Genomic DNA, 24689 nt, shown 5'->3' on the forward strand with positions numbered 1-24689 from the left:
TTATTCAACAAAAATAAAATTAAGGTAGAAATAAAGCAAATATATTTGCATGAACTATGACAATTAAGGTATGAGTAGGCATTTTATCTAGGCACTTCAATCTGACTCACTATCAACTCTAAAATATCATCTGCCACTCTACCTTCCATCTCTTTCTCTGGACTCAACATAATCCTATGTCGCATCGTAGGTTTGACCACCTGAGCGATGTCTTCTGGCGTTACAAAATCACGTCCTTGCATTGCAGCAAAAGCCTTAGAGGTCATCAAGATAGCCAATGATGCGCGAGGAGAAGCCCCTAAATACAAGTCTTGGTGATTGCGAGTAGTATGCACGATTTTGGCAATGTATTCCATCAATTTTTGCTCAACATGAATCTCACGAACCTGCTCCCGATACCTTGCCAAAGCATCAGCACTCAATACCGCTTGTACCACGCTAATGTCATGGCTATTCTTGCGGGTATGAAACCCTTCCAAAATATGTACCTCCTCCTCCAAACTTGGATAAGTCACTTCTATTTTGAACAGAAAACGGTCTAACTGAGCCTCTGGCAAACGATACGTACCCTCCTGCTCAATAGGGTTTTGAGTCGCTAAAACCAAAAACGGTGGTGTCATCTCGTATTCATGCCCTTCAATGGTAATTTGGCGTTCTTCCATCACCTCAAACAAAGCAGACTGTGTCTTTGCTGGCGCACGGTTGATTTCGTCAATCAGCACCAAATTGGAAAAAATAGGACCTTTTTTGAATTCAAATTCCGATGTTTTGAAGTTGTAAACCGAAGTACCCAACACATCCGAAGGCATCAAATCAGGTGTAAACTGAATTCTATTGAAGTCTGTCGAAATAGTTCGAGCCAACAATTTAGCCGTCAATGTCTTGGCAATACCTGGCACCCCTTCAATCAGCACATGCCCATCTGCCAAAACTGCTGCAATCAACAGGTCAACAAATTTTTGCTGCCCCACAATGATTTTTCCTATTTCTGCCTTAATTGCAGCCACAGACTCTTGCAAAGCACTCAAATCAGTCCGATGCTCAAAACTCTCTCCTAAATGTTCAAAATTACTATCCATTTGTTTTGTCTATAGTTTTTACCCTTGCATAAAAATTATCCATCGCCTTGTTCAATTCCAACAAGTCTTCTTGTAAAACATCTGCTTTGGTACGAATGTCTATGATTTTTTGGAACAACAACTTCACCAAAACCAAATCTACCCCCGATTTACTGGCTACCTTTTGATAAAATTCAAGGTCATACTCAATATTGCGAATAAAATAATGATTTCTCAGATAATCAAAAAAATAGGTAATTTTTTTATCAGCCAAATTTTTGTGGTCGCCATGTTGGTAATACAGCAAACCTACTGTTTTCGTAAAATCAAGCGTTGTATTGCTCACAGGTGGAATAATTGGAATGATTCGCTGTTTTCGTTTGGCTTCAAAAACAATAAAAAACAACAGCCCCACCAAACTAATATACAAAGCCCACTTCAATGCCTCGTTGTTCAGCAAATACCGCAAAGGAGTCTGCAATTCTTTCCGCCCCACATTGTAGTATTCGTCCCAATAAGTAGGCAATAGCGGCAAATGTGACAATGCCTTTTCGACATATTCCGCATTGTTGGCGTGTGTCATATTGTAGTTGGAAAAGACAATAGGATTGGTGTGTAAAAAAAACGAGCCTTCACCAAAAGTAGTCCGAATAAAATTCGCTTCATCTTCTCCATTTACTCCCAAAACAATGGTATTCAAGGTATCAAACCTTTCAAAATAATCATCTGCAATGTATCTCTTCAAATAATATGCACTATCTACCTTCAAATCGGGATGCACAAAATTGAAAGCCATTGTATCAGGAGCATTTTTATCTTCCAAAAAACCATAATACCCCGTGTTGTCAATCTCCAAATTGAGTGTATCAGTCAATTTTTGAGGAAAATTTTGAGTTGCCAGAAAAACATGATTCCCTTTGGCGACAAACTCCAGTAACTTTTCTTGATCCAATTCCTCCAATCCAAAATTCCAATTGATGAATAAATAATTATGCTTTGAAGCAAGCAAAGTAGTGTCTTGCAGTTGGTTGTAAATAGGCTGATACGTAGTTTCAATTATTTGTTGGGGCAATATTTTGTCAAGTAAATCGAATAAGATGAAATTTCCGTAAGGTATTTTGTCTTCTTTGGAGAAAGTCGTACTCCAATCAATAGGTTTTGGACGCATTACCTCCATGAGTATCAGCAACAAAAGCAGCGAAAAAACCAGAAAATTCAGTTTTCGATTTTCTTTCATGCTTGCAATATCCGATATTTCCGAATTATTCCCAAATATTAGTAAATTGCAGTCATGTTCAAATATCATTTTTCGCCTACCATACATCTCTTTGTAGTCTTACTTGCACTGATAGTCAATCAGTGGCAATCGGTCTATGCCCAGATTCCTACCAGCGATTTAGAGACCATAGAGCAGTTGTTAGAACGCTTGGCGGAGGATGCAGAAGATGACCGATCCACCGATTTCAACACCATTTTGGAGAGTTTGGAGGATTACCGTTTGAATCCCCTCAACCTCAATACGGCTTCTTTTGAAGAACTTTCAGAACTACAATTTTTGTCTTCCCAACAAATTATTGCGCTTTTAGCCTATCGAGAAACCTTAGAAAAATTTGTAACGGTTTATGAACTTCAAGTCGTCAATGGATTTGATTTGATTACCGCCAAACTCTTAGCCAATTTTGTAGTGGTGGACGAACCGAGAGAAAAAATACCGATTAAAGAACTTTTATTAGAAGGGAAAAATCAACTGTTTTTGCAGTATCAACAAACTTTGGAGAATCAACAAGGCTATTTGAAGTTGGACACCTTAGAGGATGGAACGGCTGTCAGCAAATTTAAAGGAAGTCCTGCAAAACTCACCCTGCGCTACCGCTACAACTACGGCACACGCCTGAGTTATGGCTTCACTGCCGAAAAAGATGCAGGGGAAGAATTCTTCAAAGGTTCGCAAAAACGGGGTTTCGATTTCTATTCAGGTCACGTATATATGCGGGATGTCGGCCCATTCAAGCATCTTGCCTTGGGAGATTTTGAAGTAAAATTTGGGCAAGGCTTGGCAGTTTGGTCGGGTTTTGGAACTCGAAAAGGAGAAGATGTATTGAACCTTTTTCGACAAGAATTTCCACTCAAAAAATACACATCAGTCAATGAAACCAGCTTTTTTAGAGGAGCAGCAGCGACCGTTGGAGGTGAAAAATGGGAAGCCACTGCTTTTGTTTCCTACAAAGCCATTGACGGCAATGTATTGCTAGGTGTAAGAGATACTTTAGACGTATTGGACGAAGAAGTATTGCAGTTTACCTCCATTCAAGTAGCAGGATTGCACCGAACTGACGCAGAATTGGCAGACAGAAAAGCCATCCAACGATTTGATACAGGGGCAAGTATTCACTACAAAAACAAAGATTTTTCGCTTGGTGGAAATGCCTTTTTCAGCAAGTTCAATGCACCACTTCAACCTTCAAACGATGCCTACAACCGCTTTCGGTTCAATGGCGACCAACTCCTCAATCTAAGCGTGGATTACCGTTGGCTCTTGTCAAGACTGGCACTTTGGGGCGAAACAGCCGTAAGCGATAATGGCGCAATGGCTACCTTACACGGTGCATTGGTGGAGGTTGCAGACCAAATATCGGTAGGAATGTTGTACCGAAATTATAGCAAAAAATACCAAAGCCTCAACGCCAATGCCTTTGGAGAATCCTCTCGCCCTCAAAATGAAGAAGGTTTTTATATAGGTGCAGAAATCCTGCCTGTTCCCCAATTTCGTTTACAAGTATATGCAGATGTATTCCAGCATCCTTTCCTAAAATTTCGAGTAGATGGCCCTTCACGGGGCGTAGAATACTTTGCACAACTCAATTACAGTTTGAACCGAAATGTGGAAATGTATGCCCGCTACCGCAATGAAAACAAACTGCAAAATGCTCCTGCAAACAGTGAAAACAGTATCAACGTATTGAGTCACCGCCAAAAATCAGATTTTCGATACAACATAGATTACCGAGCAAGTTACCGCCTCCGCTTCAAAAGCCGCCTGCAATGGTCTTGGTTCGACAACGGTGTGACTGCCAAACAACGAGGCTTTTTCCTCAGTCAAGATGTCAAATATACTTTGGCAAAAATGCCTTTGGATTTGACCGCCCGTTTTGCTTTGTTTGATACCCAATCTTTTGACACTCGCATTTATGCCTATGAAAGTTCGGTTTTATATGATTTTAGCATCCCATTTTTTGCAGACAGAGGCAGTCGTTTTTACATGATGGCCAAATATGAATTTAGCCGCTATGTCCATTGCTGGCTCCGTTTTGCCCAAACTTACACCGCTAATCAAGAAACAATTAGTTCGGGCAATAATCTAATCAATGGCAATGTGCAGTCAGAAATCAAAGCAATGGTACGGTTAAAATGGTAGTCTTTGGTGTGTTAATGTTTTGCTTGCGATTCTATGATTTTGTGTTGAGGTGTTAGGATTAAAACAATATATTTCAATTTTTGACAACATCAAAAAGGGCATAGCCCTGTTCCTATTTGTAGGAAAATAGCTCGAATTTAATCCAATAGGAGTGTAGCTTCGGCACGTTAATGGTTTCGGTGGTGTCGTTGCTAAGCCCCTTAGATTATGATTTTGCAGCCTTCTTCTGCAAATAAAGTCACAGTGATACTGCTGAATGTTTTGCTTGTAGCGTTCAAAAAAACCAAAAAACTCATGACCAAAATCCCCTTCAAAACCATCATTCTCAAAGAAACACCTCAATACCTTGTTATCAACAAACCTGCGGGACTCATCGTTGAAAAAAATCCCTACGAAAGCCCTACCATTGAAGAAATGGCATTGCAGTACCTACAAAACACCAAACCTAATGCTTATCTCGGAATTGTACACCGTTTAGACCGAGTGACAAGTGGCGTATTGTTATTGGCAAAGAAAAAAAGCACACTCAAAGCCTTCAATGAGCAGTTCAGTCGCCGTCAAGTCCGCAAAACCTATCTCGCTTTGGTAGAAAATCCCCCTTCAAAACCACAAGATACGCTCATACATTGGCTACAAAAAGACCTGAAAAACAAAAAAGCCCTTCTCTCTAAAACTCCAATAAAAAATGCTTCGGAATGTCGCCTTCACTATCAACTACTGCAAAAAACTGAAAAGGGCTATCTATTAGAAATACAACCACATACAGGAAAATTTCACCAAATTAGAGCACAATTGGCTGCAATCGGTTGTCCAATTGTAGGGGATCAAAAATATGGTGCAAGCAGTGATTTTGGCGTAAATTCGATTGCTTTACATGCTTCAAAATTGAAATTTCGAGATACGGTAAGCGGAGAATGGGAGGAGATTGAAGCCCAATCAACATTTTTGCAGTAAGCATTAGATTTTTAATAACTCTTTCATTAATAGCTGCTTTGCATGATTGTTTTTCAAAAATTCAACTCCGCACGAGATACCCAACTAGGAGCATTGTCCATTCCTTGCCGCAACAACAAATTCAACTGTGCTGCATGGTGTTGAACATGGCGCATATTGTACAGAAGTATCTCAAAAACACTGTAATTTTTGTATTCAGTCACAAAACGTTTTTCTGCACCTTCAGCCGTCAAATTTGAAATAACATCGTTACATTTTTGACGGCAAAACGCCAAATACTGCAACAGTTCCTCTTTGCTGTAAACCCGTTCTGGCATAACACCGCTTGGGTCAAATTCGGACAAAGTATAGGGTTTGGGTGGATGAAAAGAATCGGGTTCGTCCGTCAAATAATAATCCAAAAAAAATAAGGTGTGGTAAGCAATGTACCAAAAATTGGAGTCTGTATCCCAAAGTTCATCAGGACAAGCGATTATAGCATTTTCAAGCATATCAATTGAAGCTCCAAACTGCTGCCACAAGGATTCTTTAAACAATGGATTCATCATGTATTTTTTTTATGGTGAAATCAATGCGCTCCTTCCAACCAAGATTGGTAATATTCCCCATCATCAATCTTCAAAGCATTTTCGGTGACATTCAAGGGTTTAAAGGTGTCAATCATCACTGCCAACTCCTCCGTTTTGGTTTGTCCAATGCTGCGCTCATACGCTCCAGGATGTGGACCATGTGGAATGCCACCAGGATGCAGAGTGATGTAGCCAGGCCCAATGTTGTTTCGGCTCATAAAATCACCGTCCACATAATACAGCATCTCATCCGAATCAATATTGGAGTGATTGTAGGGTGCAGGAATGGATTGAGGATGGTAGTCGTAGAGGCGAGGACAAAAAGAGCAAATCACAAAAGCTTTGGTTTCAAATGTTTGGTGAACTGGTGGCGGCTGATGCACCCGTCCCGTAATTGGCTCAAAATTGTGAATCGAAAAACCATAGGGATAATTGTAACCATCCCAACCTACTACATCAAATGGATGACTTGCATACAGCAAAGTATGGAGCGTTCCTTGCTTCTTGATTTTCATCACAAAATCTCCCGTTTCATCATGCGTTTCCAAGTTTTCGGGCAAGATGTAATCTCGCTCACAAAACGGAGAATGTTCGAGCATCTGACCAAACCAATTTCGGTAGCGTTTGGGGGTGTAAATGGGATCAAAAGATTCGGCATACAAAATACGGTTGTCCTCTGTATCGAAGTCAATTTGGTAAATCATGCCACGGGGAATAATCAGATAATCACCATATTGAAAAGGGATATTTCCCAAAAGTGTCCGCAACGTTCCTGTTCCTTTGTGGATAAACAACATTTCATCGGCATCTGCATTTTTATAAAAGTATTCCTTCAATGATTTTCGGGGAGCAGCCAAACCAATATGAACATCACTATTGACCAAAAGTGGTTCTCTCGATTCCAAAAAATCATCTTTTGGAGCAATATTGAAGCCCACAAGTTTTCGGGCAGTAATGTTTTTTTGTACGGCAATTTTTGGAGAAACATCCACGCTTTCCAGAATTTCTTTCACCATTGTAGGACGGTGAACCTGATAGAGTAGCGATGACATTCCATCAAAACCAATCGTGCCAAACAACTGCTCGTAATACAGTTCGCCATTGGCTTTTCGAAATTGGGTATGTCTTTTTTGGGGTATCTTTCCAAGTTTGTGGTAAATAGGCATAGAGATAATAATTGAAAATCATTCAAATAAAGTAAGTTGGCAAATTTAAACAATTTGATAATTCAAAAAACAAATGTATGTTTGTTTTCTGCTAAAAGGCAAGTAAACTTACTATACCAATGAGTTGTATTTTGGGAAAACTAAAGCGATAACAGACTTCAAAATAAAACAAATATAGATGAAAGAATCATACATCATTGATGGAATCAGAACCGCATTCGGCAATTTCACAGGTACTTTGTCGACCATCCGAACCGACGATTTGGGAGCAATCCCCATCAAAGCACTGGTCGAAAAACATCCAGAAATACCCAAGGAAGCCTACGATGAGGTGATTTTGGGCTGCGCCAATCAAGCGGGTGAAGACAATCGAAATGTGGCAAGGATGTGTCTGTTGTTGGCAGGTTTACCGTGGTCAGTGCCAGGCGAAACGGTCAATCGTTTGTGTTCGTCGGGAATGTCGGCTATCATCCATGCCAATAGAGCCATCAAAGCAGGTGATGGAAATTTGTTCATTTCGGGTGGAGTCGAACACATGACACGAGGGCCGTGGGTCATTTCAAAAGTATCAAAGCCTTTTGGTCGAGATGCTGAAATGCACGACAGCAGTTTTGGATGGCGGTTTGTGAATCAGAAAATGAAGGATTTATATGGCACTGATGGTATGGGTACAACGGCCGAAAATTTAGCAGAAATGTATGACATCAGCCGAGAAGACCAAGATCAATTTGCTTATTGGTCGCAGATGAAAGCTGCAAAAGCACAAACATCGGGCAGATTGGCGAAAGAAATTACTCCTGTTTTGATTCCACAACGCAAAAAGAGTCCCATCGTTTTTGACCAAGACGAGTTCATCAAACCCAGTACTTCATTGGAGGTTTTGGCCAAATTGCGCCCTGCTTTCAAAGCCAAAGAGGCGGGCGGTACAGTAACGGCGGGAAATGCTTCGGGTTTGAATGATGGTGCAGCGGCAGTTTTGGTTGCTTCAGAAGATGCGGTAAAACAATACGGATTGAAGCCTTTGGCGAGGATTGTAAGTTCTGCAATCGTGGGCGTTGAACCCAGAATCATGGGCATTGGGCCTGTGGGTGCTTCTCGAAAAGCACTTCAAAAAGCAGGTTTGACGCTTGATGACATGGATGTGATTGAACTTAATGAAGCTTTTGCAGCACAAAGTTTGGCGTGTACCCGTGCCTTGGGATTGCAGGACAATGATCCTCGCATCAATCCCAATGGTGGTGCGATTGCGATTGGGCATCCTCTGGGCGTTTCAGGCGCAAGGATTTTACATTCTGCCGCTTTGGAATTGCAGGAACAAAACAAGCGTTATGCTTTAGCTACCATGTGCGTGGGAGTGGGGCAAGGGTATGCGGTGATTTTGGAGAGAATATAAAAGTGAATTTTGGACGAAAGGAATATGAACCTTTCGTCCAAAATTATTAGATAGCTTAAAATTTTACTCTTCTTACAACTCAACTCTGCGCTACCCTCATACCTACCATTGTAATCGCTTCTGCTGCAGTACAAACCCGTTCAATAGATGTTCTGAGTTGTTGAGTTACTTCATCTTCATATACTTCATTAAATCCCTCTTCTTCCATCCATTCATCACTGTACATTTTATTGACATACCGACTACCATGATCGTGGAAAATCACCACAACTACATCATCTTCGGTTAGTTCGTCCTTCAATTCTACAATTCCTTGAAAAGCAGCACCACAAGAATAACCCAAAATCATGCCTTCCAAACTTGCCAATTCTCTGGTTCTTAATGCGCTTTCTTTTTCTGTCACATATACAAATTTGTCAATCAAATCGAAAGCAATCGTTGAAGGAATCATGTCTTTTCCCACTCCTTCAATCTTTGTTCCGAAAATGTCTTCATTTTTCGGCACTACTTTCGTTTCGTGAAACTTCTTCAAAGTAGAACCATAAGCATCTACGCCAATGACCTTCAAATCTGGATTTTGCTCCTTCAGATACCTTGCTGTTCCCGAAAGTGTTCCGCCTGTACCAGTACCAGTAATCACATAGCTCACATTACCGCCCGACTGCTCCCAAATCTCAGGGCCCGTTGTTTCATAATGAACTTGGGGATTCATCGGGTTTTCGTATTGATTGACATGATAAGAATTGGGAATAGCTTTTTTCAAAGCTGCTGCAATCGAATAATACGAACGGGGGTCATCTGCAGGCACTGACGGACAGTGAACTACCTGTGCGCCCAATGCTTTGAGAAGTCTAATTTTGATGTTTGAAGCAGGTTTACTTGTCGTGAAAATACAACGATACCCTTTTACCGCTGCTACCAATGCCAAGCCCGTACCTGTATTTCCAGACGTACCTTCAATGATTACTCCGCCAGGCTTGAGCCATCCTTTTTGTTCTGCATTTTCGACAATTCGTAGCGCAATACGATCTTTCACCGAATTGCCGGGATTGAAGTATTCTACTTTTGCCAATACTGTTGCTTTGATACCGTGTAGTTGAGGAACTCGGTTGAGTTTAATAAGAGGAGTATTGCCAATTGTTTCTAAAATGCTGTTGAGATACATACAGTAGATTTTGTAAGAAAACGAAAAAATGAAATTTGCTTTCCGCAAAATACTTGCTCTCTCAATAAAAAACAAATCGCTGGTGTAAAGAGTAGGTTTTGGGGGGTAAACAGCGACTTTTTTTTTCAAATTTGGCTTCAATCAACCCCATGCCGACGATTCTCCAACACATTATCCAGTGTCCAATCTACCCTCTGTTGAAATTCCATTTGACGCACCTTACAATCCTGTTTAGAGCAAATCCCACAAGCCGCTGGTGACTCACAAGGGTCGGTATGCACAAACAATTCCACACTTCTGGGCGTATCACTCCTCACTAAATCCTCAAAAGCTTCAACCTCATCATGCACCATCCTCAAATCAAAATACCACGGCAAAGTCAAGTGACAATCTATGTGAATCGCTTCACCATATTGTATAATTCTCAGATTGTGAACATCAATCCAGTTATCCTTTCGATTTTTATTCAAAAACTTCACCAACGATTGCAGCAAATCCTTGTCATATTCATCCATAATACCCGCCAAAGCTTTCCGCAAAATCTGAAAACCTGTTGCGCCAATAATACCTCCAAAAACAATCGCCATCAGGTGATCCAACCAATAAACCTGCGTGAAATACATCAAAGCCAAACCCACCAACAGCCCCACCGTCGAATATGCATCCGATTGAAGATGTTGTCCTCCTGCCTTCAATGCCAACGAATTGCCCTGTTCGCCTTGCCGAATCAGCAGCCAACCCATGCCGTAATTTACCAAACCTGCCACAGCAATCAGTCCAATTCCAATATCCAAACCCTTGATTTCAATAGGGTTGAAAAGATTGTAAGCTGCCTTGACCATCATCGAAACACCTGCCAAGACAATCAAACCACCTTCAAAAGCTGCCGACAAAAATTCAATTTTTCCGTGTCCATAAGGATGATTGCGGTCTTTGGGACGTGCCGCAAAATAGAGGCTGGCCAAGGTAAACACACCCGCCAGTACATTGACAATGGATTCTAAGGCATCGGTCAGAATCGCATTGGAATTCGTCCAAAAATAGGCCACAAACTTCACGCCCAAGAGCAGTAAACCAACAAGGACTGCCAACCATTGAATGCGAATATTGAGATTGGTTTTCAAGTTATTGACGAACTGATGAAGCGCAAAGTTAGCTTTTTTCAGTTAAGTAGTTTGACAAAACTAATCTAAGTGAAGATATATTTCAACATACTTACAATCAAAGTATTGAAGCCTCATTTCTCACTTTTAGATCTATCCTCTTAGCTAAACCATTCTTCCACCAAGTCCTTTTCAAAATCACTCCCCAAACGATGCTTAAACTCATTGTGGTGTGAACAATAATCGTAATCTGTCGCCATTTTGAGATGATTGGCGGCAACGTATTGGATGGCAGACAGCGCATGATCAACTTCGGCATTGGTCATTGTAGGGTGAATGGATAAACGAATCCAACCTGGTTTCACAGACAAATCTCCCGTATCAATCACATCAGTAATAGACTTAGATGTTTGACGGTCAATGTGAAGCAGGTAATGTCCATACGTTCCCGCACACGCACAACCGCCCCTTGTTTGTACCCCAAAATGATCGTTGAGCAGTTTTACACCCAAATTGTAGTGCAAACCGTCAATATAAAACGAAACCACACCCAAGCGGTCTTCGTGTTGTTCGGCAAGAATGTGCAAATTTTCAATGGGCTTCAATGCAGTAAAAATTCGTTGAAGGAGTTCATGCTCTCGCTGCAAAATATTTTCCACACCCATCTGCTCCTTCAACTGCACACACAAAGCCGCTTTGATGGTTTGCATAAAAGGAGGCGTTCCGCCATCTTCACGGGCTTCAATGTCCTCAAAATATTGACGCTCGCCCCAAGGATTCGTCCAAGCCACTGTTCCGCCACCTGGATGATCGGGTATTTTATTGGAGTACAATTGTTTGTCAAAAATCAATACGCCAGACGTACCTGGACCTCCCAAAAATTTGTGGGGCGAAAAGTAAATCGCATCCAGTTTTTCCTCCTTGTCTTCGGGGTGCATGTTGATGTCAATATAAGGGCCAGAACAAGCAAAATCTACAAAACACCATCCATTGTGTTGGTGCATTATTTTGGCGATTTGGTGATAAGGAGTCTGCAATCCTGTCACATTGGAACAAGAGGTAATCGCTGCAATTTTGACTCTACGGTCTTTGTATTGCTCCAACAAATCCCGCAAACAATTCAAGTCCACACAACCGTCCTCCGTAGGTTCTATGCGCTCTACTTGTGCGATGGTTTCGAGCCAAGAGGTATGATTCGAGTGGTGTTCTTTGTGAGTCACAAAAACCACAGGTCGCTCACTATCAGGAACATTAGTATATTTTTGCAGTTTTTCACAAACCTTCAAGCCCAAAATACGCTGAAATTTATTGACCGCCCCTGTCATACCCGAACCCACCATAATAATCACATCGTCTTCATCAGCTCCAACGTGTTTTTTGATGATTTTTTTAGATCGGTTGTAAGCCAGGGTCATAGCCGTTCCAGTCACCGTTGTTTCGGTGTGTGTATTCGCCACAAAAGCCCCCATCTCCTGCGAAAGTTTGGCTTCAATCGGTCCATACAGCCGTCCGCTTGCAGTCCAATCGGCATAAATTAATTTCTTTTCGCCGTAAGGAGTTGGAAAAGTTTGGTCATATCCGATGATGTTCTCACGAAAAACTTGAAAGTATTTTTCTAAAGAAACATTATTTTTTGGGGCTAAAGCAGCAGCAGTTTGACGGGAATTTTTCATAAACCTAGGTGTATTTTTACTAAAAATCAAAATTATCCTTTTACGGACATTTTCTTGCACATTGTTGCGAATTTTTAATCAGAACGACAATAATTTTGCATTGCATCGGTAACATCCCTTCAAAAAATCCCATTAAAAGGTGACAAAAAAATTGAATCATTTTTTAAAACCTTTTATCATGAAAACATTCGCAGCTTTTATCCGCAATTCTTTCACAATCATCGTATTGTTCAGTTTGATATTTGCCAGTTTATCCACGTTTGCACAAGACGAAATAGGCAAACCGCAAATTCCGCCCTACAAAAACGTGTTTGAAAAAGATAAGTACAAACTCAAAATCCCCTCCAATAAAGGCACAATCAAACCGCCCGTTCAAAACTCCAGACCCGATTTGGTCATCGAAAAAATCACCATCAATCCTCTTGTTTGTTACGCTACCACCAACCCCGAACCTTTGAACATTGAAGTGACCATCCGCAACAGAAGCCGCACGTCCAAAGCACTCGGCACCAATGACGAACCACAAGAAGGCTACATGATTGACATCATTTTTTCCACTGACCAATCTGCCCCCGTCCAATATGCCATTTTACCACAACCGTATAATTTCCAAGAAGATATGTTGGCAATTGGTGGACGCATCAGCAACACCAGCACTTTATTGCCTGGTGAAAGTGCGACCTACAAACTGACTACCCGTGTGCCAACTGTTGACCGTCGCATTTGTGCCAATGGCTATATGTATGTGGGAGCAGTAGCGGATTCGGGGCAGAAAATTGCAGAAATGAATGAGGCAAACAATACTGGATTTCAAGTTTTTCGGGTGTATTGTAAGTAGGTTTTTCAAACATCCCGCAAAACATTACATTTGTTGCTATCAACTCAAAAGATATTTTCACTATGAGAAAACAGTTTCTGCCCTATTGAAAATATCTTTTGAGTTGATGTTAGAACCTAAATGATACATTGTATTCTGGTTAAGCCCGAAAAATATACACCCACTCCCACTTTGATGTTGGCACTATATTCCTCAATTCCTCCTCCAATTTTTCCTTATCCACGGCACTACAAATCAAAACTCCTTCCAAAATAGCATAATACGCTTTGTGCAATCCCAACGGCTTGAGTTGTTTTTTAAACCTAAGCGCATGTATTTTACCCCATTCTTCATGATAAACAGGCACTACCTCGGAACGAGTCTCCAAAAGATCTTCAATATCCTCTTCAAATTGCTCTCTATGGTCTGCATTTTTTAAGAAATACCTCATCTGTTCTATCACCGACAGTTTTTTATAAGCAGGCTGATTGTCAAAAGGTAAAGTAGTGACAATCCCATAAGTTGCCTTCGCCACCTTATAACTTTCGTTAAAGGAGGCTTTGTATACTCGACCAAAACGCACCATATGCGATTGCATAAAACCATCAAAAATGATTTTTCCTTTGAAAGGCAACAATACGGCTTTGACATAAATGGGAATATCTCTTCCTAAATAATCCTCAAATTCATCTCCCAAACTCAATACTCCATAAGCCACTTTATCCTGCAAAAAAATCGTATAGTCCTTCAAAAATTTCAACAAAACAAACTCCCCTTCTACAAAATTCTTGAACCCCAATACAATTTCTATCGTTTCTTCTGACAATTCTTCCTTGTGAAGTCTTACATATTCATCTATCCATTTAGGGTACTTGAACAATTCATCTCTAATCGCTATTCTTTCCTCCACAGGAAGTTGTGTAAAGTCCTCAAATTGAACCTTTTTTCCAAGCATTTCTTTGCGTTTACCTACAAAAAACACCAATCGTGGGTAAATCTCTAGAAACTGTTCATATTCTTTTGTCGTCAATCGCATAATCTCTTTGTTTTTAAAAACGTTAACTTTGGGCGTTTCAAAAATAACCAAAGTTTCCGAAAATACATGAAGTCAATTCGTACACTTTTTATCTTTCTTTTTAGCTTCTTTATATTTCCCAAACAACTATCTGCCAACCATGCCATGGCAGTAGATTTGACCTATGCTTGCTTGGACGAAACTGAGCAAACCTATACGGTTACACTCGATTTCTACTTCGATTGTGGCAGTGTTATCATTCAGCAACCCGCTGCCAGCGTTTTGGTCAATGTTTTTTCGAATAGTTGTGGGGAAGCCCTAAATATAGAATTGACCCGAGACCTTAACATTGAAGGAGAGGAAGTGTCGCAACTTTGTGAAGACATTCTCAACAATGGTCAGAGCAATTGCGAGAATGGAAATTTCCCTGGGGTAAAAAAATACATTTTTGAAGGAACAGTCAAACTACCCAAAAAATGCACCGATTGGATATTCAGTTACCGCCTGACAGAATTGGAGTTTAGGAGTGCCACAATTACCAACCTCGTGTCACCCGAATTGCAGAAAATTTATGTACAAGCTACTTTAGACAATACAGAGGGCTGCAATTCAGCCCCGAGTTTTGCGGGTATTCCAGTTGGCTATTACTGCACCCAAACTTCCACTTTTACACACGGAGTCATCGAAACGGATGGTGACGATTTGCAGTTTACACTTATTCAACCACTTAGCGGCCTAAACAATCCCATTCCCTATACCAATGGAGGTACACCCGACAATCCTTTTCTGACCAATTCTTTCACGTTTGACGATGCAACAGGCGAGATTCAGTTTGAAACCAATTTGGCACAGTTCCCAGTTGTAGCCGTTTTGGTAGAAGAATACCGCAATGGAAAGTTGATTGGTTCGGTAATTAGAGATATGCAGTTTGTCGTGTTGGATTGTGAAAATCAAGGAGTTACTCCCATTACATTACCACAAATACCGCCCGACCAAAGCAGCTTTGTGGTCTGTGCTGGTCAAAATGTACATTTAGACTTTGAATTTGCAGATGCCGATGCCGATGCCGAAATTACGGTGACGGCTCGAAACATTGCCGACTTCAACGGGGCTAATTTCAGTCAGATCCCCGATCCTAATAACCCTGGAATCGCCAATTTTGATTGGTTTCCTTCCGTTGCAGATGTAGGGCTACACGTTCTCGAAATCGAAGTGAATGACAACAGATGCCCCATTTCATCAAGATTGGTTTATACCTACACCATTGAAGTGGTAGGAGAACCACTTGCTGGACCTGATTTAAGTTACTGTAATTCAGGTGGAGCATTGCAGGTAGCGATTGAAGGAGGCGGACAATTTATATGGAGTCCAACCACGAATCTTACCTTTTTAAACGCCGACAACAGTTTGGTTGAAATTCTCCCAACCGAAACCGAAAACACAGAATTGGTTTACACCATTACCAACAGTTGCAACCTTTCGGACGAATTGAAGGTGACTGTGGTACAAGATCTTTTGCTGGATTTCAGCGATGATGTTACTGTTTGTCAGGGTAATTTTGCAGCAATGTATGCACTGCCAATCAGTGGAGAACCTTCTTTTTATACCTATCAGTGGTCGCCTGCCAACGAGGTCGACAATCCTACGGCGGCGGCAGTTATAGCGACTCCCACCGAAAACTCGACCTACTCCGTCAGTGTGCGCTCCAATGAATCGGGCTGCATCGTGACGCATGACTTCAACATTGGCGTTTCGTCATTTACGGGTGAGGTGACAGTGAACGCGGAGGACACCGAACTTTGTTTGGGCGAAAGCACTCAATTGTCCGCCACAGGTATTTTTAATGAAATCTTGAATTGTGGTATAGAAACGGATCTTCAACAATGCGGTGGCGAATCGACAATCTATGAATTGGGTGAAATGGAAGGCTCAGAAGTGACCTATACGCCTTATCATGGCGATAAAAAGGGAAACAGATTGCAAATTTTGTATAAGCGTGACGACTTAGCTGCAATGGGTATGAAAAGCGGTTATATCAATGCCATTGCCTTCAATATCACCAATTTGCTCTCTGGCGGCAATGTCACCTACCACGAAATGAGCATCAAAATGGGCTGCACGGACGTTGAACTCATCAACGATTTTCAGTTGGGACTGCAAGAGGTGTATTTCGCCAATACCTTCAATACCATTGCAGGGTGGAACAGGCACGACTTTTTTAGGTCTTACAAATGGGATGGCATGTCGAACCTCTTGATTGAAATTTGTTACAACGATGCTACGGTTGCGAGTGGCAGTGCGCTATTTGACCAAATAGCCTATACGACTGTGGATTATGCTTGTGTTTTTCGAGCCTTCAGTTCTTCGGGAGGCGGCTGCAATTTGGGCTTAGGCCCCAATATCAACAATGGCTTCAAACGCCTCGATATTCAATTCACCGTTTGCCCCCCAACGCCTCAAACACTGCCCACGATTTCTTGGCAACCTGCCGAAAGCCTCGACAATCCGAACATTGCGAATCCCATAGCAAGTCCAACAGAAACAACAACCTATACCGTTACTTTTAACGACAATGGCTGTTCGGGTTCAGAGCAAATTACCATCAATGTACCCAGTGCTGTCGACTTTTCGATTCGATCAGATACCAGTATTTGTGAGCCTCAAAACGTGCCATTATACATTGAAGGCACCCTCCCTCCTACTGCAACGTTTGCTTGGCTGCCGACCTTGGGTTTGGACAATCCGAATAGTGCGAATCCTATTGCAGATGTCACCGAAAGCATTGTTTATCAAGTTACTATTTCGCTCAACGATGCTTGCGATAGCCAAATCACGCAGGAAGTGAACATTGAAGTTGGCAGTTTGGCGGCCACACTTACGGCTTCTGAGGAAGCAATTTGTGTTGGAGAAACGGCAGATTTGTTGGTAGAAGGTGGTGCGACTTTCGAATGGTTGCCTTCCGAAAGTTTGACGTGTACGGACTGCCCCAACCCTACTGCAAATCCTGCGACTTCAACAGTTTACCAAGTTGTTGTAAGCGACGATTCGGGTTGCAGTGCTATATTGACGACTGCTATTGAAGTGAATGGGCTGGAAAATGTGGGTATTGTTGAAGGTGGAACAATTTGCCAAGGAGATACATTTTCATTGTCTGCAACAGGTGGTAGTATGTATGAATGGTCACCTTCTGCGGGTTTGTCTTGCAAAGATTGTGCTGAACCAGAAGCAAATCTGACAACAACGACAACTTACCAAGTCTTGATTTCGGATGAATCGGGTTGTAGTGCAGTTTTGGAAACGACTGTTGAAGTGAGCGATTACCCTGCAATAACGTTCATTAGCCCAAATCAAAGTGCGGTTCGTGGGGAAAATCTGCAATTGGAGGTAGTGGGTGATTTTAGCACGGTAGAATGGTCTTCGGTTGAAGGAATGGTTGATTTTACGGTGACAAACCCTATATTTACCGTCCAAGAAAATGTGGTTTTTATGGTTACGGTATCGAATGAAATGGGTTGTACGACTACGGCAATGGTCAGCATTGAAGCTTTGGACGCGCCTGAACCTGAGCTTTGTACGGAAATTTTGATTACCAACGCTTTTAGTCCAAATGGAGATGGAGTGAATGACCGTTTTTTCCCTGCTCCCCAAAGTTTTGACGAATTGTTGCAATTCTCTGTTTACAATCGTTGGGGTAAGGAAGTCTATACTACTACGACTGCAGGTGAAGGTTGGGACGGGGTGTTGGACAATGAACTGCAAGATGTGGGGGCGTATGCCTATATTATTGAAGCGGTTTGTGGAGAAAAGACTTTGCGGAAACAGGGGTGGGTGGTGTTGATACGGTAAAAGGAGGTAAGACGTAAGACACAAGATGTAAGACGTGAATGCTTGTTTATCAGAAAATTGAATTTTCAATATGATTTTATTTAAATCATTGGTTCTGTGACAATTTTTGTGTAAGTAATAAAGACTTCGGAAGTTTCATTTTATAAGAGGTTAATTTTTAGCGAAATAGTTTTTTGATTTTGTAAGCGGCAAACTTCCGAAGTCTCAAATCACAGATTTTGTCAAAGACCCAAATCATTTACTGGCAATAGTTTTTTGTCTCACGTCTAATACAATTTATGACACTGAAATAAATCGCATGAAAAGAACACAAAATAGACGACAATTCGTCAAACGGTTGGGAATGACAGGTTTAGGATTCATGGGTTTGCAGAGTTTTTTGCTGCAATCTACGTGTACGAATGCCATGACGACCAACCTTTCTAAAATGAAATATGGCGCATTGAGGGAAGACCCTTTGGGAATTTTCAACCTGCCTAAAGGTTTCTCTTACAAGATTATCTCGAAAAAAGGGGATAAAATGGACGATGGATTGCTGGTGCCTGGTAGGTGTGATGGAATGGCGACTTTTGAAGGTAAAGATGGGCGGGTGATCATCGTGCGAAACCATGAAATCAACATTGAGAAAGACGAAATCAAGTTGGGTAATACGGCTTTTGGCAAGAAAAATGAGTTGATGGCGAAAATTGACCGCAGCAAACTCTACGATATTGGCAAGGATGATTTTCCTGGATTGGGCGGCACGACTACGATGGTTTACAATCCCGAAACCCAAAAAGTGGAAACCCAATACCTGAGTTTGGGTGGCACCTACCGCAACTGTGCGGGTGGACCAACACCGTGGGGCAGTTGGATTACCTGCGAAGAAACGGTGGTGAAGGCTGGCGAAGTTGGTGGCATGGTGGGCAAAAATCACGGTTATTGTTTTGAAGTACCTGCAAGCGAAACTGTGGGTTTGGTCAAAGCTGTTCCGTTGAAAGATATGGGGCGGTTCAACCATGAAGCGATTGCAGTAGATCCCAAAACAAGCATTGTTTATCTGACCGAAGACCGATGGGATGGACTCTTTTACCGCTTTATTCCAAATGTGCCTGGTGAATTGGAAAAAGGAGGCCGTTTACAAGCATTGGCGATTATAGACAATAAAAGCACCGATACCCGCAACTGGTCCGAATTGACAGGAGATAAATTTCCGATTGGGCAGCCAATGGAAGTGACTTGGATAGACATGAAGGATGTGGATTCTCCTTATGATGAGCTTCGTTATGAGGGTTTTAAGCGGGGGGCTACCCGTTTTGCTCGTGGGGAAGGGATTACTTGGGGCAATGGGGAGGCGTATATCGCATGTACGAATGGTGGTCAAATCAAAAAAGGGCAGATTTTTCGCTACAAACCGAGCGTGGATGAAGGTACGGATACCGAAAAGGCCCATCCTGGCACGATTGAATTGTTTGCCGAACCCAACAATATTTCTCTTCTACAAAACTGTGACAACCTGACGATTGCGCCATGGGGCGATGTTATTACATGTGAAGATACTGACGATCCTCCTCGTATTATTGGCATTACTCCTCAGGGGGAGTTTTATGTGTTGGGAATGAATGTGGGTTATAATTCAGAGTTGGCAGGAGTGACGTTTTCTCCTGACGGCAACACCTTGTTTGTGAATATTCAACATGAGGGTTTGACCTTGGCAATTACGGGGGATTGGAAAGGAGGGGCTTAGTGAGTAACGAACAACCGCTTCTAAATCAGATTATTGAAAATTTTCAAATGCACAACTTGTTTCGTTGTCTCGTGATTTCGTTCAACCGTTGTCAAGGCTTGCAGCCGTTGACAAGGTTTACCAATAAACGAAAACTTTGCCAACAATTTCCAATTTTGGCAACAGTTGGAGTGACTACCGTACCACCATCTTCTCCCTCCCCAAAACCCTTCCTTTTTCATCCTCCAACACCACCAAATACACCGCACTCCGCCAATCCACCACTTCCAATTGCAGTGCTTTCTGCCCCAAATTCAAGTGAATTTGAGCTACCAATTGTCCTGTCAGATTGTAAACCGAAAGTTGTGTGGCGGGAGTATTCCAAGCCAATTGTACTTGGTCTTGGGTGGGATTGGGGAAAATGTGTGGGGAGTGTCCTATCCTAAAAATTGCACCACTTTCAGATTCGACCCCAAATCCCCATTAGTTTTACTATTTTTGCCATCTTCTTATCTATTTCCCAAAACAAGACTCTCTTCAACAGATGAACAATCCAATCGGACAACTTATTGAAAAACAAGCATTAGAAAAAGCATCCGTTTATTACCAAGAAGAAAAGTTGTTGCTATTGAAAGCAGATAGTTTGCAGGCTGATTTGTTCAAAGAACCGTTTATCAATCTGATTGTCACCTCTCCTCCCTACAATGTGGGCATTGATTACAAATCGAATGACGACACACTTACCTATCAAGATTACCTCAACTTTTCCGAGAAATGGATGCAAAACTGTTACAATTGGACAAAACCTCAAGGACGGTTTCTGTTGAACATTCCGTTGGACAAAAACAAGGGCGGACAGCGAAGTGTAGGAGCGGATTTGACACAGTTGGCACAAAAAGTGGGCTGGAAATACCACTCGACTATTGTGTGGAACGAAGGCAATATTTCACGCCGAACAGCTTGGGGCTCATGGCTTTCGGCCTCTGCACCTTATGTGATTGCGCCTGTCGAACTCATCGTTGTTTTGTACAGAGAAGACTGGAAAAAAACTACTGGCTCGAAAAAATCGGACATCACCAAACAGGAGTTTATGGACTGGACAAATGGCTTATGGACCTTCAATGGGGAGAGCAAAAAACGAATTGGACATCCTACGCCTTTTCCGAGGACTTTGCCTTATCGGGCCATCAAGTTGTTCAGTTATTTGGAGGATGTAGTGTTTGATCCTTTTTGCGGGAGCGCAACGACACTTATTGAAGCGAAAGACAACAACCGCATTGGAGTCGGGATAGAAATTGATGCGGAATATTGTGAGTTGGCTAAAAATCGAATTCAAAAGACCACCGGGTCAATTACTTTTTAGAAAGGAGGGTAAATTTTTGTTTCGATAGAATCATCAGTTTTTGGTTTTACCACTGCGAAATCAAGGCATTCCAGAAATAATCTACATTCCCCAATGCTCTATCTACCCATTGCACAAGTATCTGATAGCCTGTTTCGCTGAACGAAAAGTACAACATAGCAATGGCTAATAACAGCGTGAAAACCAAGCCAAAACCCGACACCAAACGCTTTTTAATCAAGTTTACGGAGTTTACTCGGCGGTGCAAGGGACGGTAAGTACCTTTATTAGTGATTTCTAAAGTTCTACCGTTGTAAATCTTTTTACTAATCACATTGTAGCGGGTTTGTTCATTGATAATCAAAACGGACTCAATATCATCTACCAAATCTTGTGAAATGCGATTATTTGTAGAGAGTTCTATTTTGCCGATACGAACGACTATTTTTCCCAGTCCATACTGTTGTGAGATGATTTTATTGAGTTTATGGTGAGATTTGAGGCGGCGGTACACACTCTGCCGATAAGCCATCCCAATATACAAAGGCTTGTAGATTCCCAAAAGTGTATAAGGGCGTTTTCGTAGCACCAAGTAGAGGTGTTCATTGGTGCGTTCTTGATGGGTTTTTAATTTTTCTACAGGAATGTCTTTTGACCAGTGTACAATTACTTTTAGCAAAATATTGACGTAGTAAGTTTAGTTGTTCGCTAAAAATACTACTTTTTTAGTAAAAAGCCTACACTTAGTGAAAACTCAAATTGAAATTACAATTGAATACTCAAAAATCACTTGATTTAGAATTGGTTAATAATCCAAGTTGGTCTGAATTATTTCGAGGTGTGCCTTTAAAAAATAAATACTATTTCTTGTATTGGCGTAGGTACTTTTGCCTTTTTTTACTACAATCAAGAAGGGTCAAATCCCTCTTTCATACTCCAAGAACTTGTCAAAAACTTAAAGGCACAGATAGAATTATTTTGAAAGATTCATTTAAATATATGCTTTCATTGATTCTACTCAAACTCAATAGGTAGAAGTCTTGGCAACAGCAACTTCTTCGGATTTAGCAGGTTGGATGTGTTTGTAAATGGTAAAAAAGAAGGTGGTTCCATGCCCAACTTCGGACTCAAACCAGATGTTTCCTCGATGCAATTCCACAATACGTTTGCAGATAGATAAACCGATGCCTGTTCCTGGATAGGTGTTTTTGTGTAATCTTTGGAAAATCATGAATACTTTTTTGCCGTATTCTTTTTCAATTCCGATACCGTTATCTTTCACTGCAAAAAGCCATTGGTCTTCCTGTTCTTCCGCTGCAATGTGTATAATTGGAGGAATATCCGACCGAAATTTAATGGCATTGCTAACCAAGTTTTGGAAAAGCTGCAAAATCTTCAATTCATCTATGATGAGGGTAGGCATTTCGGTGTAGGTAATTTGTGCCTCATTGGTTTCGATGGCATACCGAAGATTGGATTTACACTTTTCAATGATATTTTTGAAGTCGCCTTGCTCAAAATTGGTTTTGCGGGTATTGACTCTTGAAAATAGGAGCAAATCTTCAATGAGGTTTTGCATTCTCGACACACCCTCTACGATAAAGTCAATGTAGTCATTGATTTCTCCATTGATTTTTCCTTTGTATCGGCGGGCAATCAACTGTGCAAAACTACCAATCATCCTAAGAGGTTCTTGCAGGTCATGGGACGCTATGTAGGCAAATTGTTCGAGTTCTTTGTTGGAGATTTCCAAGGCTCGAGCTTTTTCGTGCAGTTCTTTTGTTCTTTCTGCTACTCGTTGTTCCAAGCTGTTTCTTGCCGTCTGAACCTCGTCGTCCCTGAGTTTGATTTGATAGAGCATTTCATTGAAGCCGCTAGACAATTCTGCAATTTCATCCGAGCCGCTTTGGGCTACTCGTATGTCGTAGTTTTTTGATTCTGATACTTGACGCATACTTGATACCAGTTTCAAAATGGGATCGGAGATAGATTTTTGGAGAATTGAGGATAAGCCAAAGGCTACAATGAAACCGATGAAAAGAACAATTGCAGAAATTTTGAAAATATCTTGAAGTATTTGATCGGCTTTTGATTTGTATCTAATACAGAGTCGCCCTTCAAATTCTGCATTGAAGAAAATATTGTTGTAAACATTGTAGTAATTACCATCGACTTCATGCCAAAGATCTTTGTGAGAGTCTATGGTATCATAGTTATTGTAGTATTTTTCTCCTTTTTTGGTATATCTCGTTACTTCATTTCCTTTTGCATCAAATACTGTGGCACTCACGACTTCGGGTTGTGTAGAAAAATTGGCTAAAACTTTGTTGATTTCGGTTGTTCCGTCTTCAACATTCAGTCCTTGATTCAAAAAGTCCAAATGTACATTGGTCAGCTCGCCTGTGACTCGACTACTAAAGTATAAATTCTTTATTTCATTGTCTTTCAATTCATTGAAATAACTTAATCCAAAAAACACACCGCATAATATAATTGCTACAACGGCTGTAAGTAACTGAATAACTATCAGTTTATTTTTTATATTCATCGAACTAAGCATACAGCTTATGGTTTTGTTTGATGGATGATGGCAACATCCTATTGGGATTCATGGTTTGTGTCGAGATAAAGAACATTGAGAATAGTTGAATTTATTGATTATACGATTAAAATAACAAATGTATTCAAAAGTATGTCATACTTATGTCTTTTTTGATATGTTTTTTGCATATTCTCAAAGTGGACACAACTTTTGCAATGAGATGGGTTTGGATGCTGGAATCAAAACACTGTAACCTTACATTGATACATGCGGGCATTACATTCGTTTGAGTTTATCCTATTAGCAATCTAAAAATTAGGGGTGGTGATTGGTTTTATATGAATCAAAAAGTGTTCCTAAATTTACACAATTACTTTGGTAATAAAAAGAGAATGGTTAAATTGCTTATTACCTTTAAACAATTGTAATAAAATATGCATTTACAATTCGGTAACGATTCACAATTTAACCATTCAAAGAAAGTAAAACGAGTAGAAATTAAAATTGCTCTAATTTGCTAAAAAAGAAATCACCTTCAATTTTTGCATTTTCATCGGAATCAGAACCATGTACTGCATTTTCACCAATGCTGGTGGCATACAGTTTTCTGATAGTGCCTTCAGCAGCTTCAGCAGGGTTTGTTGCACCAATGAGGGTACGAAAATCTACTACGGCATTGTTTTTCTCTAAAATTGCGGCAATGATAGGACCAGAAGACATAAATTCGACCAATTCTCCGTAAAAAGGACGTTCTTTGTGCACTGCATAAAATCCACCTGCTTTTTCAGCAGATAGTTTGGTTAATTTCATTGCTACAATACGAAAACCCGCCTTCTCGATTTGTGCCAAAATAGCACCACCATGATTGTTTCGCATTGCATCTGGCTTAACCATTGTAAAAGTTCGATTGCTTGCCATGTTATGAT

General features: G+C 41.0%; 19 protein-coding genes. 7 read left to right on the forward strand and 12 right to left on the reverse strand.

The genetic code is table 11. The features are described 5' to 3' along the window. Nucleotides 1-83: 83 nt before the first annotated feature. The gene (locus R3E32_09845; protein ID MEZ4885014.1) at nucleotides 84-1079 is read right to left on the reverse strand and encodes a MoxR family ATPase; all 996 of its coding nucleotides are present in this window, start codon (nucleotides 1077-1079) and stop codon (nucleotides 84-86) included. Continuing rightward, entirely contained in the window at nucleotides 1072-2364 is a 1293-nt protein-coding gene (locus R3E32_09850) for a DUF4350 domain-containing protein (GenBank protein ID MEZ4885015.1), read from the reverse strand. The genes R3E32_09845 and R3E32_09850 overlap by 8 nt, the downstream gene beginning before the upstream one ends. Between R3E32_09850 and R3E32_09855 the strand changes: the two genes are divergently transcribed. Further along, a complete protein-coding gene (locus R3E32_09855) occupies nucleotides 2350-4473 on the forward strand; it encodes a helix-hairpin-helix domain-containing protein (GenBank protein MEZ4885016.1) in 2124 nt (707 codons plus the stop codon). The two genes, R3E32_09850 and R3E32_09855, sit on opposite strands and share 15 nt — an antisense overlap. Nucleotides 4474-4767: 294 nt before the next feature. Further along, a complete protein-coding gene (locus R3E32_09860; protein ID MEZ4885017.1) occupies nucleotides 4768-5427 on the forward strand; it encodes an RNA pseudouridine synthase in 660 nt (219 codons plus the stop codon). 53 nt (nucleotides 5428-5480) lie between these two features. Here the strand turns inward: R3E32_09860 and R3E32_09865 are convergent, their stop codons facing one another. Further along, nucleotides 5481-5972, reverse strand: coding sequence for a DinB family protein (locus R3E32_09865; GenBank protein MEZ4885018.1), 492 nt, complete (start codon nucleotides 5970-5972; stop codon nucleotides 5481-5483). 23 nt (nucleotides 5973-5995) lie between these two features. Beyond that, a complete protein-coding gene (locus R3E32_09870) occupies nucleotides 5996-7162 on the reverse strand; it encodes a homogentisate 1,2-dioxygenase (GenBank protein MEZ4885019.1) in 1167 nt (388 codons plus the stop codon). Between the two features lie 178 nt (nucleotides 7163-7340). On the opposite strand from R3E32_09870, the gene pcaF reads away from it, so the two are divergent. Further along, complete coding sequence (gene pcaF / locus R3E32_09875) at nucleotides 7341-8555, forward strand: 3-oxoadipyl-CoA thiolase (GenBank protein MEZ4885020.1); 1215 nt, start codon at nucleotides 7341-7343, stop codon at nucleotides 8553-8555. Between the two features lie 79 nt (nucleotides 8556-8634). Here the strand turns inward: pcaF and R3E32_09880 are convergent, their stop codons facing one another. The 3 genes from R3E32_09880 to R3E32_09890 form a co-directional block, all read right to left on the reverse strand. Continuing rightward, nucleotides 8635-9849 carry a pyridoxal-phosphate dependent enzyme gene (locus R3E32_09880; protein ID MEZ4885021.1) on the reverse strand — a complete coding sequence of 405 codons (1215 nt, stop codon included), beginning with the start codon at nucleotides 9847-9849 and terminating at the stop codon, nucleotides 8635-8637. An 8-nt stretch (nucleotides 9850-9857) separates the two neighbouring features. After that, nucleotides 9858-10844 (reverse strand): cation diffusion facilitator family transporter, encoded by a 987-nt coding sequence (locus tag R3E32_09885; GenBank protein MEZ4885022.1) that lies wholly within the window; start codon nucleotides 10842-10844, stop codon nucleotides 9858-9860. Nucleotides 10845-10984: 140 nt separating this feature from the next. Then, on the reverse strand, nucleotides 10985-12496 hold the full coding sequence (locus R3E32_09890; protein MEZ4885023.1) for an aminotransferase class V-fold PLP-dependent enzyme: 1512 nt from the start codon (nucleotides 12494-12496) through the stop codon (nucleotides 10985-10987). Nucleotides 12497-12674: 178 nt separating this feature from the next. On the opposite strand from R3E32_09890, the gene R3E32_09895 reads away from it, so the two are divergent. After that, complete coding sequence (locus R3E32_09895) at nucleotides 12675-13334, forward strand: CARDB domain-containing protein (protein MEZ4885024.1); 660 nt, start codon at nucleotides 12675-12677, stop codon at nucleotides 13332-13334. 139 nt (nucleotides 13335-13473) lie between these two features. Here the strand turns inward: R3E32_09895 and R3E32_09900 are convergent, their stop codons facing one another. Beyond that, complete coding sequence (locus tag R3E32_09900; protein MEZ4885025.1) at nucleotides 13474-14349, reverse strand: hypothetical protein; 876 nt, start codon at nucleotides 14347-14349, stop codon at nucleotides 13474-13476. A gap of 66 nt (nucleotides 14350-14415) precedes the next feature. On the opposite strand from R3E32_09900, the gene R3E32_09905 reads away from it, so the two are divergent. Both R3E32_09905 and R3E32_09910 read left to right on the forward strand, forming a co-directional pair. Then, nucleotides 14416-18174, forward strand: coding sequence for a gliding motility-associated C-terminal domain-containing protein (locus R3E32_09905; GenBank protein ID MEZ4885026.1), 3759 nt, complete (start codon nucleotides 14416-14418; stop codon nucleotides 18172-18174). A 298-nt stretch (nucleotides 18175-18472) separates the two neighbouring features. Beyond that, complete coding sequence (locus R3E32_09910; GenBank protein MEZ4885027.1) at nucleotides 18473-19900, forward strand: DUF839 domain-containing protein; 1428 nt, start codon at nucleotides 18473-18475, stop codon at nucleotides 19898-19900. A gap of 174 nt (nucleotides 19901-20074) precedes the next feature. On the opposite strand, the gene R3E32_09915 is transcribed toward R3E32_09910, so the two are convergent. Further along, nucleotides 20075-20329 (reverse strand): T9SS type A sorting domain-containing protein, encoded by a 255-nt coding sequence (locus R3E32_09915; GenBank protein ID MEZ4885028.1) that lies wholly within the window; start codon nucleotides 20327-20329, stop codon nucleotides 20075-20077. 94 nt (nucleotides 20330-20423) lie between these two features. Between R3E32_09915 and R3E32_09920 the strand changes: the two genes are divergently transcribed. Next, nucleotides 20424-21242 (forward strand): site-specific DNA-methyltransferase, encoded by an 819-nt coding sequence (locus R3E32_09920; protein ID MEZ4885029.1) that lies wholly within the window; start codon nucleotides 20424-20426, stop codon nucleotides 21240-21242. 46 nt (nucleotides 21243-21288) lie between these two features. Here the strand turns inward: R3E32_09920 and R3E32_09925 are convergent, their stop codons facing one another. The 3 genes from R3E32_09925 to R3E32_09935 form a co-directional block, all read right to left on the reverse strand. Continuing rightward, the gene (locus R3E32_09925; GenBank protein ID MEZ4885030.1) at nucleotides 21289-21900 is read right to left on the reverse strand and encodes a hypothetical protein; all 612 of its coding nucleotides are present in this window, start codon (nucleotides 21898-21900) and stop codon (nucleotides 21289-21291) included. 345 nt (nucleotides 21901-22245) lie between these two features. Then, nucleotides 22246-23781: an ATP-binding protein gene (locus R3E32_09930; protein MEZ4885031.1), complete on the reverse strand. Its 1536-nt coding sequence runs from the start codon at nucleotides 23779-23781 to the stop codon at nucleotides 22246-22248. A 480-nt stretch (nucleotides 23782-24261) separates the two neighbouring features. Continuing rightward, on the reverse strand, nucleotides 24262-24681 hold the full coding sequence (locus tag R3E32_09935) for a nucleoside-diphosphate kinase (protein ID MEZ4885032.1): 420 nt from the start codon (nucleotides 24679-24681) through the stop codon (nucleotides 24262-24264). Nucleotides 24682-24689 lie beyond the last annotated feature (8 nt).

Source organism: Chitinophagales bacterium, from assembly GCA_041392475.1.
Classification (GTDB): domain Bacteria; phylum Bacteroidota; class Bacteroidia; order Chitinophagales; family UBA2359; genus JAUHXA01.

Excerpts from the sequence above, each read along its gene's own strand:
- R3E32_09890 (MEZ4885023.1), bottom strand. The coding sequence starts at position 12,496 with ATGAAAAATTCCCGTCAAACTGCTGCTGCTTTAGCCCCAAAAAATAAT.
- R3E32_09900 (MEZ4885025.1), bottom strand. The coding sequence starts at position 14,349 with ATGCGATTGACGACAAAAGAATATGAACAGTTTCTAGAGATTTACCCA.
- R3E32_09930 (MEZ4885031.1), bottom strand. The coding sequence starts at position 23,781 with ATGCTTAGTTCGATGAATATAAAAAATAAACTGATAGTTATTCAGTTA.
- R3E32_09905 (MEZ4885026.1), top strand. The coding sequence starts at position 14,416 with ATGAAGTCAATTCGTACACTTTTTATCTTTCTTTTTAGCTTCTTTATA.
- R3E32_09865 (MEZ4885018.1), bottom strand. The coding sequence starts at position 5,972 with ATGAATCCATTGTTTAAAGAATCCTTGTGGCAGCAGTTTGGAGCTTCA.
- R3E32_09920 (MEZ4885029.1), top strand. The coding sequence starts at position 20,424 with ATGAACAATCCAATCGGACAACTTATTGAAAAACAAGCATTAGAAAAA.
- R3E32_09845 (MEZ4885014.1), bottom strand. The coding sequence starts at position 1,079 with ATGGATAGTAATTTTGAACATTTAGGAGAGAGTTTTGAGCATCGGACT.
- R3E32_09870 (MEZ4885019.1), bottom strand. The coding sequence starts at position 7,162 with ATGCCTATTTACCACAAACTTGGAAAGATACCCCAAAAAAGACATACC.
- R3E32_09895 (MEZ4885024.1), top strand. The coding sequence starts at position 12,675 with ATGAAAACATTCGCAGCTTTTATCCGCAATTCTTTCACAATCATCGTA.
- R3E32_09935 (MEZ4885032.1), bottom strand. The coding sequence starts at position 24,681 with ATGGCAAGCAATCGAACTTTTACAATGGTTAAGCCAGATGCAATGCGA.
- R3E32_09855 (MEZ4885016.1), top strand. The coding sequence starts at position 2,350 with ATGTTCAAATATCATTTTTCGCCTACCATACATCTCTTTGTAGTCTTA.
- R3E32_09860 (MEZ4885017.1), top strand. The coding sequence starts at position 4,768 with ATGACCAAAATCCCCTTCAAAACCATCATTCTCAAAGAAACACCTCAA.
- pcaF (MEZ4885020.1), top strand. The coding sequence starts at position 7,341 with ATGAAAGAATCATACATCATTGATGGAATCAGAACCGCATTCGGCAAT.
- R3E32_09850 (MEZ4885015.1), bottom strand. The coding sequence starts at position 2,364 with ATGATATTTGAACATGACTGCAATTTACTAATATTTGGGAATAATTCG.
- R3E32_09910 (MEZ4885027.1), top strand. The coding sequence starts at position 18,473 with ATGAAAAGAACACAAAATAGACGACAATTCGTCAAACGGTTGGGAATG.